Origin of the sequence: Kitasatospora sp. NBC_00458 (assembly GCF_036013975.1) — a bacterium.
Taxonomy (GTDB): Bacteria; Actinomycetota; Actinomycetes; order Streptomycetales; family Streptomycetaceae; genus Kitasatospora.
Window position 1 is genome coordinate 2,461,467 of record NZ_CP107904.1, and the last position, 15,314, is coordinate 2,476,780.

The 15,314-nt window shown below is 74.7% G+C and carries 12 protein-coding genes; 2 read left to right on the plus strand and 10 right to left on the minus strand.

Annotation, left to right across the window (positions count from 1 at the left end; all coding sequences use genetic code 11):
* Window positions 1–74: 74 nt before the first annotated feature.
* Together OG550_RS09575 and rpsA are read right to left on the minus strand one after the other, a co-directional pair.
* Window positions 75–2,327, minus strand: coding sequence for an MMPL family transporter (locus OG550_RS09575; protein WP_327676262.1), 2,253 nt, complete (start codon window positions 2,325–2,327; stop codon window positions 75–77).
* Window positions 2,328–2,561: 234 nt separating this feature from the next.
* Window positions 2,562–4,052: a 30S ribosomal protein S1 gene (gene rpsA / locus OG550_RS09580; RefSeq protein ID WP_030307517.1), complete on the minus strand. Its 1,491-nt coding sequence runs from the start codon at window positions 4,050–4,052 to the stop codon at window positions 2,562–2,564.
* Between the two features lie 414 nt (window positions 4,053–4,466).
* Here rpsA and OG550_RS09585 point away from each other — a divergent pair, with 414 nt between their 5' ends.
* Together OG550_RS09585 and hrpB are read left to right on the plus strand one after the other, a co-directional pair.
* Window positions 4,467–5,417 carry a class I SAM-dependent methyltransferase gene (locus OG550_RS09585; RefSeq protein ID WP_327676263.1) on the plus strand — a complete coding sequence of 317 codons (951 nt, stop codon included), beginning with the start codon at window positions 4,467–4,469 and terminating at the stop codon, window positions 5,415–5,417.
* A gap of 4 nt (window positions 5,418–5,421) precedes the next feature.
* On the plus strand, window positions 5,422–7,941 hold the full coding sequence (hrpB, locus tag OG550_RS09590) for an ATP-dependent helicase HrpB (RefSeq protein WP_327676264.1): 2,520 nt from the start codon (window positions 5,422–5,424) through the stop codon (window positions 7,939–7,941).
* Window positions 7,942–7,966: 25 nt separating this feature from the next.
* Here the strand turns inward: hrpB and OG550_RS09595 are convergent, their stop codons facing one another.
* The 8 genes from OG550_RS09595 to OG550_RS09630 form a co-directional block, all read right to left on the minus strand.
* On the minus strand, window positions 7,967–8,434 hold the full coding sequence (locus tag OG550_RS09595; RefSeq protein WP_327676265.1) for an NUDIX hydrolase: 468 nt from the start codon (window positions 8,432–8,434) through the stop codon (window positions 7,967–7,969).
* Window positions 8,435–8,462: 28 nt separating this feature from the next.
* Window positions 8,463–8,675, minus strand: a complete 213-nt coding sequence (locus tag OG550_RS09600; protein ID WP_327676266.1) for a DUF397 domain-containing protein — start codon at window positions 8,673–8,675, stop codon at window positions 8,463–8,465.
* A 492-nt stretch (window positions 8,676–9,167) separates the two neighbouring features.
* Entirely contained in the window at window positions 9,168–9,929 is a 762-nt protein-coding gene (locus tag OG550_RS09605) for a GNAT family N-acetyltransferase (protein ID WP_327676267.1), read from the minus strand.
* A gap of 107 nt (window positions 9,930–10,036) precedes the next feature.
* The gene (locus OG550_RS09610) at window positions 10,037–11,203 is read right to left on the minus strand and encodes a DUF3103 family protein (protein WP_327676268.1); all 1,167 of its coding nucleotides are present in this window, start codon (window positions 11,201–11,203) and stop codon (window positions 10,037–10,039) included.
* 440 nt (window positions 11,204–11,643) lie between these two features.
* Complete coding sequence (locus tag OG550_RS09615) at window positions 11,644–12,654, minus strand: LLM class flavin-dependent oxidoreductase (RefSeq protein WP_327676269.1); 1,011 nt, start codon at window positions 12,652–12,654, stop codon at window positions 11,644–11,646.
* Window positions 12,655–12,863: 209 nt separating this feature from the next.
* The gene (locus OG550_RS09620; RefSeq protein WP_327676270.1) at window positions 12,864–13,598 is read right to left on the minus strand and encodes a hypothetical protein; all 735 of its coding nucleotides are present in this window, start codon (window positions 13,596–13,598) and stop codon (window positions 12,864–12,866) included.
* Window positions 13,599–14,054: 456 nt separating this feature from the next.
* Window positions 14,055–14,264 (minus strand): hypothetical protein, encoded by a 210-nt coding sequence (locus OG550_RS09625; protein ID WP_327676271.1) that lies wholly within the window; start codon window positions 14,262–14,264, stop codon window positions 14,055–14,057.
* 209 nt (window positions 14,265–14,473) lie between these two features.
* The gene (locus OG550_RS09630) at window positions 14,474–15,259 is read right to left on the minus strand and encodes a hypothetical protein (RefSeq protein ID WP_327676272.1); all 786 of its coding nucleotides are present in this window, start codon (window positions 15,257–15,259) and stop codon (window positions 14,474–14,476) included.
* Window positions 15,260–15,314 lie beyond the last annotated feature (55 nt).

The following is a 15,314-nucleotide window of genomic DNA, read 5'->3' on the forward strand; positions in this document are numbered from 1 at the left end:
CCCTCCCGACCACCGCCGGGGCCGGCCGTACGGGCCAGGGCCCCGGGCGACCGCCGCGACGACGACGGATCCGGTCATTCGGGCCGGGAGCCCCCGGGGGCGACGCCCGCCAGGTCGGCCCCGGTCCTGCCGCGCGGCGCCGGGAGGACGGCCGGCTCGATGGTCGGCAGGTCGACGTGCTCGCTCAGCCCGAACCGGTCGTGCAGGCGGCGCAGCGGGGCCGGCGCCCACCAGTTGAACTCGCCGAAGAAGCTCATCGTGGCGGGGACGAGCAGGCAGCGGACCAGGGTGGCGTCCACCGCCACGGCGACGGCCAGCGCGATGCCCATCTGCTTGACCATCAGCATGTCGCCGAGGGCGAACCCGGCGAAGACGATCACCATCAGCAGGGCCGCCGAGGTGATGATCCGACCGCTGCGCTGGACGCCGAGCTCCACCGCCCGGGTGCAGCTGTGGCCCTTGTCACGCAGTTCCTTGATCCGGGCCAGCAGGAAGACCTCGTAGTCCATCGAGAGTCCGAAGGCGAACGCGAAGACCAGCACCGGGATGAAGGTCTCCAGGCCCCCGGTGGGGCTGAAGCCGAGCAGTCCGCTGAACCAGCCGTCCTGGAAGACCAGGGTGAGCGCGCCGAGCGAGGCGCCCAGCGAGAGCAGGTTCATCAGCAGGGCCTTGACCGGCATCACCACCGAGCCGGTCATCAGGAAGAGCAGGATCAGCGTGCCCAGCGCGACCAGGCCGAGGGCGATCGGGCCCCGGGTGAGCAGTTCGTGCTGGAAGTCGACCACCGAGGCCGCGCCGCCGGTGACGTGGGTGGTGAGCCCGCCGCGGTCGGCGCGCAGCTCCTCGACCACGTGTCTGGCCTGGTCGCCCTGGGGGTCGCCGTGCACCAGCACGTCGATGGTGGAGACCTCGTCGCTCACCGGGTTCACCGCCCGGACGCCGCTGACGCCGGGGACCTTGGCCACCACGTCGTCCGCGTAGGCCTGGGCGACCGGTGCGCCGCCCTCGACGACGACGGTGACCGGGGCGGCCGAGGCCTGCGGGAAGCGCTGGTCGACGGTCTCGGCGACCTGGCGGCCGGCGGAGGAGGCCGGCAGCACGGCGGCGCCGGAGTTGCGCATCTCGGCGTGCAGGAAGGGGGCTCCGGCGGCCATCAGCAGGGCGGTGCAGGCGAGGGCGACGGGCACCGCCCGCTTGCGGACCCGGCGGACGGTGCGGCTGAAGAAGCCCTCGTCGGGGACGGGCGCGGTGGGTGTCCTGATCCGGCCGCCGGCGAAGCCGAGCAGGGCGGGGATCAGGGTGAGGGCGGCGGCGACGGCGATCACCACCACGCTCACCCCGGCGGCGGCGACGGCGCCGAGCACCGGGCTGGTGAAGACGAAGAGGCCGGCGAGGGCGACGGCGACGGTGAGGCCGGAGAAGGCGACGGTCCGGCCGGCGGTGGCGGCGGTCCGTTCGACGGCCGCGGCGATCGACGCTCCGTGGCCGCGTTCCTCGCGGAAACGATTCACCATGAGCAGCGCGTAGTCGATGGAGAGGCCGAGGCCCAGCACGGTGGCGATCGGCAGCACGCTGGTGTCGATGTCCATGATCTTGCTGAAGCCGAACATGGCCAGCAGGGCGCCGCCCACCGAGGCGACCGCGCCGATCACCGGGAGGCTGGCGGCCGCCAGCCCGCCGAAGACCAGCACCATCACGACCAGGGTGACGGGCAGGGTGACGATCTCGCCGAAGCGGGTGTCCTTCTCGGTCTGCTTCTTGACCTCGTCCTGGAGCACGAGGTCCCCGCCGACGGTCACCGCGGCGCCGTCGGCCCGGATGTCCGCGAGGCGCTGGGTGACGGCGGTGGTCTGCGCGGCGGTGCTGGAGTCGGCCATCCGCACCGAGACCAGGCTCGCCGTGCCGTCGGCCGAGCGCAGGGCGGCGGCGCCCGGGCCGGAGCCGTAGGCGTCGACGGCCGAGGAGACGCCGGGGAGGGCCGCGATCTCGGCGGTGGCACGGGTGACGGCGTCCCGGACGGCCGGGTCGTCCACGGGTTTCCCGTCCACCACGGCGGTGACGGTGCCCCTGGCCGGGTCGGCGGCGGTGACCACCGCACCGCCCCGGTCGGCCTCCGAGGCGGCCGAGGAGGCGCCGGCCACCGAGCCCTCGAAGACCCGCCCGCCGATCAGCACGCCTATGACCAGGACCACCGCCCAGAAACCGAGCACCCAGCGCCGCTGCCGGTAGCAGAACCGGCCGAGGGCGGCGAGGCGTCCTTCGACCTTGCGGTCGGCCGACGGCCGGGGGGCGGGGAAGGCGGGTGTCACTGCGGTGCTTCGGCGCATGTGCAGGGGTGCCTAGCGTGCGGGGCCGGGTGAGCGGCCCATCGGGCAACTCACCCCAAGGTAGGCCCTTGGTCCCGAATCACCCATAGCGTTCCGATGAGCCCCTAATCACAAAATTCCTTCACATAAGGAACAAATAAACCCAGGGGAAGAACGATGGACCCCACCCGGAAACCGGGTGGGGTCCATCGGTGACGCTATGCGCTAACGAGCACCAGCGGCAGGGTCAGAGCTTCAGCTCTGGCCGCCCGCCAGCTTCTCGCGCAGGGCGGCCAGGGCCTCGTCCGAGGCCAGGGCGCCGGAGCCCTCGTCGCTGCTGGACGAGTAGGAGCCACCGGCCGCGGCGGCGACGGCGTCGCCACCCTCGGCAGCGGCCTCCGCGTCGGCCTCGCGGCTCTTGATGACCTGGGCCTGGTGCTGCTCGAAGCGGGTCTGGGCCTCGGCGTACTGCCGCTCCCACTCCTCGCGCTGCTTCTCGAAGCCGGGCAGCCAGTCGTTCGCCTCGGGGTCGAAGCCCTCCGGGTAGATGTAGTTGCCCTGGTCGTCGTACGAGGCGGCCATGCCGTACAGGGTCGGGTCGAACTCGACCTCGGCCGGGTTGGCACCCAGCGCCTCGTTGGCCTGCTTCAGCGACAGGCTGATGCGGCGACGCTCAAGGTCGATGTCGATGACCTTGACGAAGATCTCGTCGCCGACCTGGACGACCTGCTCCGGGATCTCGACGTGGCGCTCGGCCAGCTCGGAGATGTGGACCAGACCCTCGATGCCCTCGTCCACGCGGACGAACGCGCCGAACGGAACCAGCTTGGTGACCTTACCCGGAACGACCTGGCCGATCTGGTGGGTACGGGCGAACTGCTGCCACGGGTCCTCCTGGGTCGCCTTCAGCGACAGGGAGACGCGCTCGCGGTCCATGTCGACGTCGAGGACCTCGACGGTGACCTCCTGGCCGACCTCGACGACCTCGGAGGGGTGGTCGATGTGCTTCCAGGACAGCTCGGACACGTGGACCAGGCCGTCGACGCCACCCAGGTCCACGAAGGCACCGAAGTTGACGATCGAGGAGACGACGCCGGAGCGCACCTGACCCTTCTGCAGGGTGGTGAGGAAGGTCTGGCGGACCTCGCTCTGGGTCTGCTCCAGCCAGGCACGGCGGGACAGGACCACGTTGTTGCGGTTCTTGTCCAGCTCGATGATCTTGGCCTCGAGCTCCTTGCCCACGTAGGGCTGGAGGTCGCGGACGCGGCGCATCTCGACGAGCGAGGCGGGGAGGAAGCCGCGGAGGCCGATGTCGAGGATGAGACCACCCTTGACGACCTCGATGACGGTACCGGTGACGATGCCGTCCTCTTCCTTGATCTTCTCGATCGTGCCCCAGGCACGCTCGTACTGAGCGCGCTTCTTGGACAGGATGAGACGACCCTCCTTGTCCTCCTTCTGGAGAACCAGGGCCTCGATGTTGTCGCCGACGGCGACGACCTCGTGCGGGTCGACGTCGTGCTTGATCGACAGCTCGCGGGACGGGATGACGCCCTCGGTCTTGTAACCGATGTCGAGGAGGACCTCGTCACGGTCGACCTTCACGATGACGCCCTCGACGATGTCGCCATCGTTGAAGTACTTGATGGTCTCGTCGATCGCGGCCAGGAACGCCTCGGCGTCGCCGATGTCGTTGAGCGCGACCTGCGGGGTGGTGCTGAGGGAGGAGTCGGTGGGGCTCGTCATTAGGAAAAGGGCTCCGGTGCGGACATGAAAGTCGTAGGTAATGCCACGCGGAGGGCCCGTATCGCTCCCACCGAAAGCCGGACAGCCAAGAACACGGCGCACCGGAAAACCCGAGAACGGGAGATCGGCGTCCGTCTTGCGACCGTGGGGTCTTCGACAGATGCGAGCGCGACCTGCTCCGTCTGAGGCGCGCAGGCCCGCAGCGCAACTTGTAGCATACGGGGACGGCCGGGCACGGTCAACGCCAAGGGCGGCAAGACGGTGGAGCCCGGCATGGAACAGGCCATATCCTCCGATTGCGCACCTCATGGGTGGCGGCCGCAGGGAGTCCTTCCCCGGATGCCACCGCCGGGACCCGGGCCCTTTCGGGCCGACTCGCGGCAGCGGCGCTTCCGCAGAACCACACCCTACGCGATGGGCCTTGTCACCGTGACCGCCACCCCCCGCCACTCCGGCCCCGACCAGCCCGGCGACGCCGACGGCCCCGAGGACGACCTCGGCACCGCCCCCGGGAACGATCTTGCCGACGGTTCCGCCGGGCCCGACGGTCCCGACGACGACGATGGCGACGGCGACGACGCGGTGCGCCGCTCCGCCGGCACCGGCGAGAGCAGCCGGGCCAGCCGGCACTGGTGGGACCGCAACGCCGACGAGTACCAGGACGAGCACGGCGAGTTCCTCGGCGACGACCGCTTCACCTGGTGCCCCGAGGGCCTGGACGAGGCGGACGCCCGCCTGCTCGGCGACGTCGCCGGCCGCACCGTCCTGGAGCTCGGCGCGGGCGCCGCCCAGTGCTCGCGCTGGCTGGCCGGCCGCGGCGCCCGCCCCGTCGCCCTCGACATCTCGTACCGCCAGCTCCAGCACTCGCTGCGGATCGACCTCTCCCGCGGCGCCGCGCCCGTCCCCGTCGTCCAGGCCGACGCCGCCGTGCTGCCGTTCGCCGACGGCTCCTTCGACCTCGCCTGCTCCGCCTACGGCGCCGTCCCGTTCAGCGCCGACACCGCCGCACTGATGCGCGAGGTCCACCGGGTGCTCCGGCCCGGCGGCCGCTGGGTGTTCTCGGTGACCCACCCCATCCGCTGGGCCTTCCCCGACGAGCCCGGCGTCGAGGGCCTCACCGCCGTCTCCCCGTACTTCGACCGCACGCCGTACGTCGAGGAGGACGAGCAGGGCCGCGCCACCTACGTCGAACACCACCGCACGATCGGCGACCGGGTCCGCGAACTGGTCGCCGCCGGCTTCCGGCTCGTCGACCTGGTCGAGCCGGAGTGGCCGGACGGGCACGAGCAGGAGTGGGGCGGCTGGTCCCCGCTGCGCGGGCGGCTCATCCCCGGGACCGCGATCTTCGTCGCCGAGCGGGGCTGACGCCTTGACCCCGCCGAACCCGGCCTGGCGCGACCTGCCCGTCCGCACCGCGCTGCCCGCGCTGCACGAGGCGCTGGACGGGCCCGGCACCGCCGTCCTCGCCGCGCCGCCCGGCACCGGCAAGACCACCCTGGTGCCGCTCGCCCTGGCCGGGCTGCTCGCCGACGGCCGGCCCGTCCGGCGGGTCCTGGTCGCCGAACCGCGCCGGCTGGCCGTCCGCGCCGCCGCCCGCCGGATGGCCTGGCTGCTCGACTCCCCCGTCGGCGAGCAGGTCGGCTACACCGTGCGCGGCGACCGCCGGGTCGGCCCCCGGACGGTGGTCGAGGTGGTCACCACCGGCGTCCTGCTCCAGCGGCTCCAGCGCGACCAGGAACTGCCCGGCGTCGACGTCGTCGTCCTCGACGAGTGCCACGAGCGCCACCTCGACGCCGACACCGCGCTCGCCTTCCTGCTCGACGTCCGCGCCGCCCTCCGCCCCGACCTGCGGATCGTCTGCGCCTCCGCGACCTCCGACACCGAGGCCTGGGCCCGCCTCCTCGACGACGCGCCCGTCGTCGAGGCGCACGGCGTCTCGCACCCGGTCGAGGTGGTGTGGGCGCCACCGCCGCGCGCCGTCCGCCCCGCCCACGGCACCCGGGTCGACTTCGCCCTGCTCGACCACGTCGCCGCCACCGTCCGCCGGGCGCTCGCCGAACGGGACGGCGACGTGCTCTGCTTCCTGCCCGGCACCGGCGAGATCGCCCGGGTCGCCGGGCAGTTGGGCGGGGTCCCGGCCGAGGTGCTGCAGTTGCACGGGCGCGCGCCGCAGGCCGTCCAGGACGCGGCGCTCACCCCGTCCTCCTCGCGGCGGGTGGTCCTCGCCACCGCCGTCGCCGAATCCTCCCTCACCGTGCCCGGCGTGCGGGTCGTGGTGGACGCCGGACTCGCCCGCGAACCGCGCACCGACCACGCCCGCGGCCTCGCCGCCCTGGTCACCGTCCGCGCCTCGCTGGCCGCCGCCCGCCAGCGCGCCGGCCGGGCGGGCCGCGAGGCCCCCGGCACCGTCTACCGCTGCTGGCACGAGGCCGAGGACGCCCGCGCCGCCCGCTTCCCGACCCCTGAGATCGCGCTCGCCGACCTCACCCCGTTCGCCCTCCAGGTGGCCTGCTGGGGCGACCCGGACGCCACCGGGCTCGCCCTGCCCGACGCCCCGCCCGCCGGGGCGATGGCCGCCGCCCGGCAGACGCTGCAGGCCCTCGGGGCGGTCTCCTCGGACGGCCGGGCGACCGAACGCGGGGTGCGGCTCGCCCGCACCGGGCTGCACCCGCGACTGGGACGGGCGCTGGTCGACGGCGCGCCGCTGATCGGAGGCGAGCGCGCCGCCGAGGTGGTCGCCCTGCTCTCCGAGGAGCCACCGCGCGCCCTCGGCGACGACCTCGCCGCGGTCTGGCGGACCGTCCGCTCCTCCCGCGACCCCTACGCGGGGCGCTGGCGCGAGGAGGTCCGCCGACTGCGGCGCGGTGGCGGCTCCGAACCCGCCACCGCCTTGCCCGACACCACCGCCGTCGGCCTCGTCGTCGCCCTCGCCTTCCCCGAACGCATCGCCCGGGCCCGGGTCGAGCGGCCCGCCCCGGGGGAGCGCAGCCCGTACCTGATGGCCTCGGGAACGGCGGCCGAACTCGCCCCGGGCACGGCGCTGGGCGCACTGCCGTGGCTCGCCGTCGCGGCGGCCGACCGCCCGGCGGGGGCGCACTCGGCGCGGGTGCTGCACGCTGCGGCACTCGACGAGGACACCGCCCGGCGGGCCGGCGCGCCACTGCTCACCAAGCGCGCCGAAGTCCACTGGGACACCCGGCGGGGCGAGGTCGTCTCCCGGCAGGTGGAATCCCTCGGTGCCATCGAACTCGCCGAGAAGCCGCTCGGCCGCCCCGACCCGTCCCTCGTCCGCGCCGCCATCCTCGAAGGCCTCACCCGCGAAGGCGTCGGCGCCCTCCTGACCTTCCCGTCCAACCTGCGCGAACGCCTCGCCTTCCTCCATGCCGCCATCGGCGACCCCTGGCCCGATGTCAGCGACGACGCGCTGCTCGAACGCGCCGAGGAGTGGCTGGAACCCGAGCTGTCCCGCGCCCGCCGCCGCACCGACCTCGCCCGGATCGACACCACGTCCGCCCTGCAGCGCCTGCTCCCCTGGTCAAGCGGACAGGCCGGCCGCCTCGACGAGCTGGCCCCCGAACGCGTCGCCGTGCCGTCCGGCTCGAAGATACGGGTCGACTACAGCACCGAACGCCCGGTACTGGCCGTCAAGTTGCAGGAACTCTTCGGCTGGAGGGCCGCCCCGGCACTGGCCGGCGGACGAGTACCGCTCACCGTGCAACTGCTCTCCCCCGCCGGTCGGCCCGCCGCCATCACCGGCGACCTGGAGGGCTTCTGGAAGAACGGCTACCACGCCGTGAGAGCGGATCTCAGGGGCCGCTACCCCCGCCACCCCTGGCCCGAGGACCCGACCACGGCCGAGCCGACGAAGCGCACCAACGCCAGGAAGTGACAGGAAGTCGATCGGCGGACGGCGGCTAGCGCACCACGGGGATCGCCCCCGAGCGCCAGTCGGCCAGCCTTCGGCGGATGTTCGACACCATCGGCAGCCCGTCCGTCTCGGCCGGGGTGAACCACGCCACCTCGTGGGACTCGTCGGACGCCCGCAACTCCCCGCCGAGCGGGCGCCCGAGGAGGCAGATCGAGAACTCCTGCCGGACCTCGCCGTCGTCGTAGGCGAAGACGTGGCGGGGGTCGGTGTAGGTGCCGACGATCCCGGTGATCTCGACATCGATGCCGGTCTCCTCGCGCGTCTCGCGGACAGCGCACCCGGCGAGCGACTCACCGAGGTCCATCCTGCCACCGGGCAGGGCCCACATCCCGTTGTCGGTACGCCGCTGTAGGAGAACCCGGCCCGCGTCGTCGACCACGACGACGGAAGCGGCCGGGACGAGGGAGTTGGCCTCGGGGGCGTTCGGGTCGTCCTCGTAGTCACGCCTGGGCATGATGCACCGCCTCCGTCACCGGGATCGGTCAGACCTCACCGAACTCGCCGGAGCGAACGGCCTGCACGAACGACTGCCACGCCTCCGCCGGGAGGACGAGTGCGGGGCCGTGAGGGTCCTTGGAGTCGCGCACCGCTCCGGGGCGCGAGTCATCGACCTCGATACATCCGCCCTGCCCGTTGCTGTAGGAGCTCTTTCGCCACGCGGCGCGGGCCGGTTGGTCACTGTGAATGCCGTTCATAATCCCTCCGTGCCTCCCGGATCATGGTCACGCTGTCCAGCCGCGTGAGGGCGTCGACCTGAAGGCGATCGTACTGTCCGGCCCACCCGGCCACGACCTCGGAGTCCCGCTCCAGAAGGCCCCGCCCCAGCGTCTCGGAAAGCGCCCCCGATGCACCCCCGTTCGGCAGCCCTCGCCCACTGCCGCACCCGAGCCGCCGCCCGCACCACCTGAACACCCGCGCGCAGGAAGTCGACCCATCCGACTTCCTGCGCAGCACACCCCGCAGGCCCTCGGCCTGGAGGCGCCGCGCTACGTGCCCCCGCCCCCGGCACGACCGGGCAGCAGCAGCGCACACCGTGGACAGCAGGCGCCCCACACTCCGACCGCCGGCACCCCCGACGGGTAGTGGGCACGGCGGCCGACCACGACGCCTGACCACGCCGGTGCCCGCGCGGCCAGGCCGCGCACGGGAAGTCGGACCCGCCGACTTCCCGTGCGAGGCCCCGTGGCTCAGGAGGAGGCCCACCAGGTCGAGGGGGCCGCGACCGTGTACCCCAGCGACTCGTACAGCGGCCTGCCCTGCTTCGAGGCGGTGAGGGTGGTCGGGAGGTCGGCCAGGTGGGCGAGGGCGCCGAGCATGACGGCCCGGCCCACGCCGCGCGAGCGGAAGGCCGAGGAGGCGGCGATCCAGTAGTGGCTGCCGACGCCGTCGGCCACGACGCTCACGCCGGCGCCCGCGGCCACGCCGTCGACCGAGACGACGAACACGTCCACGCCGGGCTGTTCGATCAGCGTCATCGGGAAGAGCTCGCCGGGGCGGTAGGGCTCGAATCCGTCCAGCTCGAAGCCCTCGATCACGACCCGCTCGGCCGCCCGGAGATCCTCGGGCCGCCGTACCCGGGTCACGTCCAGTGCCGGGTCGGCGACGGGGCCGGGCAGGCGCAGCATGATCGGCATCTGCCAGGTGCGCAGGCCCAGGTGGACCAGGTCCGTCGAGCTGAACGGGTCCTCGACGGTCACCGCGCCCGCCGCCCGGCGGGTCAGGTCGCTCAACTCGGCCGCTTCGCCCGGGTCGAGGTCGGGCTCCTGCACCAGGATCCGCAGGCCCGCGCGCTCGTCGCCGTCGACGGCGACGAATCCGCGGCGCCGGATCACCTCGTGCCCCCGGGATCGGCCGGTCGCGACCCAGAAGGCGGCGGAGTTGCGGGCCTGGAGCGTCGGCGCCTCGGCGTGGGGGACGGGCCGGGCGGTCCTTGCGTGATCCGTTGTCATCGGGCCCACGGTAGTACGGACTCGCCTCGTCACACGGGTTGATCACCTGCGGGCCGGGTCGGCGGAGCGCGGCGACGCGCGGCGCCGACCCGGCCCTGAGGGGACGGTCAGAGCTGGCTGACCCAGTACGGCTCGACGGTCATCCAGCCGTTGCCGCGCGCCCCGTTGAGGCGGCCCGAGCTGGTCCGGGCCAGGGTGTACCAGGACTCCACGTAGTCCGGGTCGTCGGTCCACCAGGACGCGGGCAGCGCCGCCAGGACGGCGTTGACCAGCGGGATGTAGGCCCCCTGGTCCGCGATGGTGAGCAGGACGGCGGCCACCGCCTGGGCGAGGGCCAGGTAGTTGGTGTCGCCGTCGTCCTCCATCAGCACGACGTCGGCCAGGTTGTACTTGTAGTTCGACCAGTTCACCAGGATCTGGTTCGGGTAGTACACCGTGCCGTCGTACTGGAGGTACGGCATGGCGACCGAGTCGACGCGGACCTTGCCGTCCTGGCCGAAGCCGCTCACCAGGCTGAACATCTCGGCGGCGCCCTTGAACCAGGGCTCCTCGTCGTCGGACACCTCGACGCTGCTGATCTTGGTGCCCCACCAGCCGCCGGCGGCGGCCTGCGCGGCCTGTCCGGTCGGCGCGGCTGCCGGACCCGCGGCGTCGAGGCCGCGCGCGGCGAACTCCCGCTGCAGGACGGCGATCCCGGCGGCCAGGGTCTTGGCCGTGTCGATGTCCACCAGGTAGACGGGCCGCCCGGGCACCGTCGCCGCGTCGAGGGCGTGGGCCCGGCCGGCGGTGTCGTAGGCACGGACGGTGCGGGCGTGGTCGTCGGCGACGGCGGTCGCCACCAGCGGCGCCGCGCCCGCGTCCAGCGCGGCCCGCATCGACGGGTCGGCCAACTGGACGCGCAGCAGCGGGCCGAGGTCGGCGCCGAGGCCCTTGGCGGCGGCGATCCTGCGGTCCGCCTGCGCGGCGGTGTCGGCGAGCCCGCGGGCGGCGGGACTCTGGGCGGCGGCGGCCAGCGGACCGAGGTCGGCGGCGCCGCCCGGAGCGGCGGCGGTCGCGGACCGCAGCCGCTCGCGCAGCGCGGGGTCGGCGAGGGAGGCGGCCAGGGAGCGGGCGACCTCGTCCTCGATGGCGGACACCCGGGCGGTGGACGCCGGGGCGGCGGTGGCGGGAGCGGGAGGCGCGGCGGGGGCGGCCACGGCCTGGCCCGCGCCGAGCGCGAGCAGGGGCAGGGCCGCGAACGCCACGGTGGCGCGCCGCAGGCGGGACTGGGACATGAGGGGATCTCCAGACTCGTCGGGTGAGGCGTCGGAGCAGCGGAGCGGTGGAGCGATGGAGCGGTGGAGCAGCGGAACCATGAGGCGGTGGAGCGGCACCGGACCGCGATCAAGCGCGTCGGCGCCATGACAAGTGAAGAGGCTCCCTGACCCGGTATCAACCCCCCGGAGCCACAGCGATGGACCGGCGGATCCCGGTGGTTCCCCACAGCCCCTCGGGCGCACGCACGTCGTCGCGCCGGTCCGCACCCCGCCGTCCGCACCGGGGGTCCACCGCCCCGCCGGCGAGGCCGAGGACGGAGCGGAGCGCGAGGGCGGAGCCCAGCGCGAACACGGAACCCGGGCCGAAAGCGGAGCCGAGCGCGAGCGCGGAACCCAGCGCGAGCGTGCTCCCGGGACCGGCCCCGGGAGCGACCGCGCGCCGCGCCCGGCGCAGCGCCTCACGGCACCGCCCGAGGTCCACCGGACCCGCCCCGAGCCCGAGCCCGTCCCCGGTGCTGCCCGCCGTCCGCCCGGCCCAGCAGTGCCACGGCCTCCGCCAGGAGTTCGAACTGCGGCCGCCACGCGGGGTCGACGACGCTGAACACGATCCGGTCCGCTCCGGCGGCCTCGAACTCCGCGATCCGCCCGGCCACCGCCTCCGGCGTTCCACCGATCGTGACGGCGGCGCCCCGCTCGGCGGTGAGGCCGTAGAGCTCGGTCAGGGCGGCGGTGGAGACCGGACCGGCCGGGGCCGGCGCACCGGGGCGGGCGAGGGCGACCGGCTGCGCCACCGTGACGCCCGGCATCGCCCGCCCTTCGGCCTCCGCCAGTTCGGCGAGCCGGGCGCGCCCCTCGGCGAGCCACGCGGGCGAGGCGAGGGCGGGGAACCAGTGGTCGCCGTAGCGGGCGGCGCGCCGCAGGGCGGTCGGGGACTCGCCACCGACCAGCAGCGGCGGGACGCCCGCCGGGATACCGAGGGTGACCTCGGGCTGGACCGGGTCCAATCGGCCCGGCTCGCCGCGCAGCAGCGCGGGGAAGGCTTCGAGTGCCGCGTCGAGCCGGGCGTCCGCCTCCTCCCGGGGGATGCCGAGCATCCGCCAGGCCGCGCCGTCACGCAGGCCGCCGCGCCAGCGCGCCCAAGGACTGTCCCCGGCGTCGACGCCCAGCAGCAGGCGGTCCGCACTCAGGTACTGGAGGGTCGCGAGCTGCTGGGCGAGCAGCGGCAGCGGGTACAGGCCGGGCACCAGGGCGGCGGTGCCGACCGCGAGTTCGGTGGTGGCGGCCGCGGCGACGGTGAGCAGCTGCAGCGGGTCGGGCATGGCGCAGCGGCCGGTCAGGTGACCGCTCACCCAGAGCGACTCGAAACCGAGCTGTTCGGCGAACCGGGCGACCTCGGCGGTCTCCCCGGGCGGGGCCACGGGGTCGAAGGTGAGGGCGGGCGCGAAGACGCCGATCTTGATCTGAGGCATGATCAGGACGCTATGCGGGAGCCGGTTTCGGGGGATCCGCCTGCCGGAGCACCCGCACTCGGCCGGTGGGCCGAGGACCGGAGACCGAGGGCCGGTGGCGGAGGCCGCCGACGCCGGAGGCGGGCGGGTGGGGCCGGGCGGTGGAGGCGGGCGGTGGAGGCGGGCGGTGGGGTCGGGCGGTGGGGTCGGGGGCGGAGACCGGTCGGTGCTCAGAACCGCTGTTCCGGCGGGGCGTCGGCAGGTCGGGCATCGGCGGGCGCGGCATCGGCGGGCGGGGCCTCGGAGCGCCGGGTGCCGACGGGCCGGGCGTCGGCGGGCGGGTGGGCCGCTGCCGCGGGGATGTGCCGCGGCGCTCGCCGGACGGTGGTGAACTCCACCGGAACTCCCGCGGGTTCCAGCACCCGGGCGAGCTCCTCCGCCACGGCCCGGGGGTCGCCGTCGCCGGCGCAGTACGCCGACCCGGGGCCGCACACCCGCACCGACACCTCCCACCCGTCGCCCTCCGGCACCGGCCGGCCGTCCGCCCGCACGGTGACCAGGTGCAGGATCTGGACGCCTTGGAGGTCCGCCGCCGGTCGCCACCGGCCGCCCGGCGCGGCCCCGACGATCCGGAACCGGTCGGGGGCGCCGGGCGGGCCGAACTCCAGCCGGTGGAACCGCCGCAGTGGGTCCCGCATCTCCCGGATCCCCTGCCGGAGGGAGCACAGGAGGTAGGTGCCGGCGGCGACCGCCAGATTGGTGCGGGGGCTGAGCTCCACCACGTAGCGGAGCACGAGGATCAGCGGGATGTACGCGGGGAACCAGACGAAGTGCAGGCCGATCCCCAGGGCCGCGCGGGACAGCACGATCCACCCGGCGAGGACCCACCGTCCGCCGCCCGGGCGGACCGTCAGCACCGTGGAGTGCCCGGTGCTGCGCAGGTTCGGTACCGGCTCCTCCGCCACGCTCACCACCACCGCCTAAGCGCCATGACGGCCTAAGCGTAGGAGCGGGCGGGCCGTCCGGGAAGCCCGCCGGCACGGCCGGAGCGGCCCGGGCCGTGGGCCCGTCACCGAACGCGCGCCGGTCACCCAGGCCCGACCGCGTCCTCCGGACCCTCTCCCGGCGCGGGCCCCGGCACCTCGTCGACGGGCGGCGGCCCGGTGTCCGGGTGTGCCGGGCGGTTCGGAGGGCGACCGGCAGACCGGCGGGTGCCGGCAGTTCCCCGAGCTGTTCGACGAGCCGTCGCGGGTCCCCGAGGACGTCGTAGGCCGACAGCGGCGCCCTTCGGCAGTCCGCGGACACCGTGAAGGCCTCGGCGGGCGGCCTCGGATCCCCGTCCACGGGCTCGGTGAGGCGGTGGACGACCTGCACCCCGCCGAGCTCCGCCACCGGGCGCCACCGCCCCGGCAGTCCCAGCCTCACGGCGAGAACTCCGGGCGACCGGTCCGGGTGAGGGTGCTCCAGCCGGACATGACGCCGCAGGCCAGTACCTCCAGCACCGTCGCCGCGCCGACCAGCCCGACCGCCGCCCCGGTGCCGAGCCCGAAGGCGACGTGGGCGAACGTCCCGGCCGGCATGCCCAGCGGCAGCAGGACCACCTCCCGGCCCAGGACCCGGCGGCCTCGCACACCCGGTCACGACCGGTGCCGAGGACCAGCACCACCGACTCCGGCCCCACCCGCACGGTCACCCGCTCCGTCACGGCCCCGGCGAGGGCCGCGACGCCGGGCGCAGAAGGCCTCCGGAGCCCCGCAGGTGCGCCTACGGAGCCCGCCCCGGCCGCGTCTCCTTCCTGCCCGGGCGCGCGCTCCCGGAGCGTCCACCGGCCGGGGGCTGGTCACGCCGGCGCGTCGTCCGGCTCCACCCCGGGCGTCCGGTCGGCCGGCCGCTCCGGCCCGGCGTCGGCCGGTACGGCGTCGGCCACGGGCGGAGCGCCCTCCGGCGGTACGGCCTCCGGCGGTACGGCCTCCGGCGGTACGGCCTCCGGCGGGGCGAGCCGGTAGGAGGGGATCCTGCCGGGCGCCCACACGAACCGCTCGGTGTCGAGCTCGACCGCCAGCCCGACCGGTCCGAGCAGCGCCCTGAGGTCCTCGACGAGCTGCCGCGGATCGCCCCGCACCTCTCTCGCCGACAGCGGCACGGCCGAGAAGCCCGGAGCCTCGTTGCGGACGGAGTAGGTTTCGAGCCGGGGCCGCGGGTCCCCGTCCACGGGCTCGTAGACCCAGTGCGCCACCTTCAGCCCGCGCAGGCCGGTCACCGGGTACCACCGGCTCGGCCTGCCCAGCAGGACCTGGCGCCAGTGCGTCGGCTCGTGCGGCGGCGAGAACTCCAGGCGGCCCGGTCGGGTGAGGGTCTCCCAGTCGTAGTGGAGGGTTCCGACCACGATCTCCACGGCGGAGACCGCCGCCACCGCCCAGATCACCGCGGCGCCGTCGAGGTGCAGCATGAGGTGGGCGAAGACGCCGACCGCCGAGCCCAGTTGGAGCAGCAGCACCTGCCAGCCCAGCGCCGACAGCAGTCCTTCCCCGAGGATCCCGGCCGTCTCGCGCAGCCGGTCGCGGCCGGTGCCGAGCACCAGCACCGCCGACTCCGGCCCCACCCGCACGGTCACCCGCTCCGTCACGGCCCCAGCGTAGGGCCCCGGCGCCGGACGCATAAGCCCTCCGGGCGGCGGCGGT

Bases quoted from the DNA above. Each gene is read 5' to 3' on its own strand.
- OG550_RS09585 (WP_327676263.1), top strand. From the start codon at position 4,467: ATGGGCCTTGTCACCGTGACCGCCACCCCCCGCCACTCCGGCCCCGAC.
- rpsA (WP_030307517.1), bottom strand. From the start codon at position 4,052: ATGACGAGCCCCACCGACTCCTCCCTCAGCACCACCCCGCAGGTCGCG.
- OG550_RS09610 (WP_327676268.1), bottom strand. From the start codon at position 11,203: ATGTCCCAGTCCCGCCTGCGGCGCGCCACCGTGGCGTTCGCGGCCCTG.
- OG550_RS09575 (WP_327676262.1), bottom strand. From the start codon at position 2,327: ATGCGCCGAAGCACCGCAGTGACACCCGCCTTCCCCGCCCCCCGGCCG.
- OG550_RS09595 (WP_327676265.1), bottom strand. From the start codon at position 8,434: ATGCCCAGGCGTGACTACGAGGACGACCCGAACGCCCCCGAGGCCAAC.
- OG550_RS09615 (WP_327676269.1), bottom strand. From the start codon at position 12,654: ATGCCTCAGATCAAGATCGGCGTCTTCGCGCCCGCCCTCACCTTCGAC.
- OG550_RS09605 (WP_327676267.1), bottom strand. From the start codon at position 9,929: ATGACAACGGATCACGCAAGGACCGCCCGGCCCGTCCCCCACGCCGAG.
- OG550_RS09600 (WP_327676266.1), bottom strand. From the start codon at position 8,675: ATGAACGGCATTCACAGTGACCAACCGGCCCGCGCCGCGTGGCGAAAG.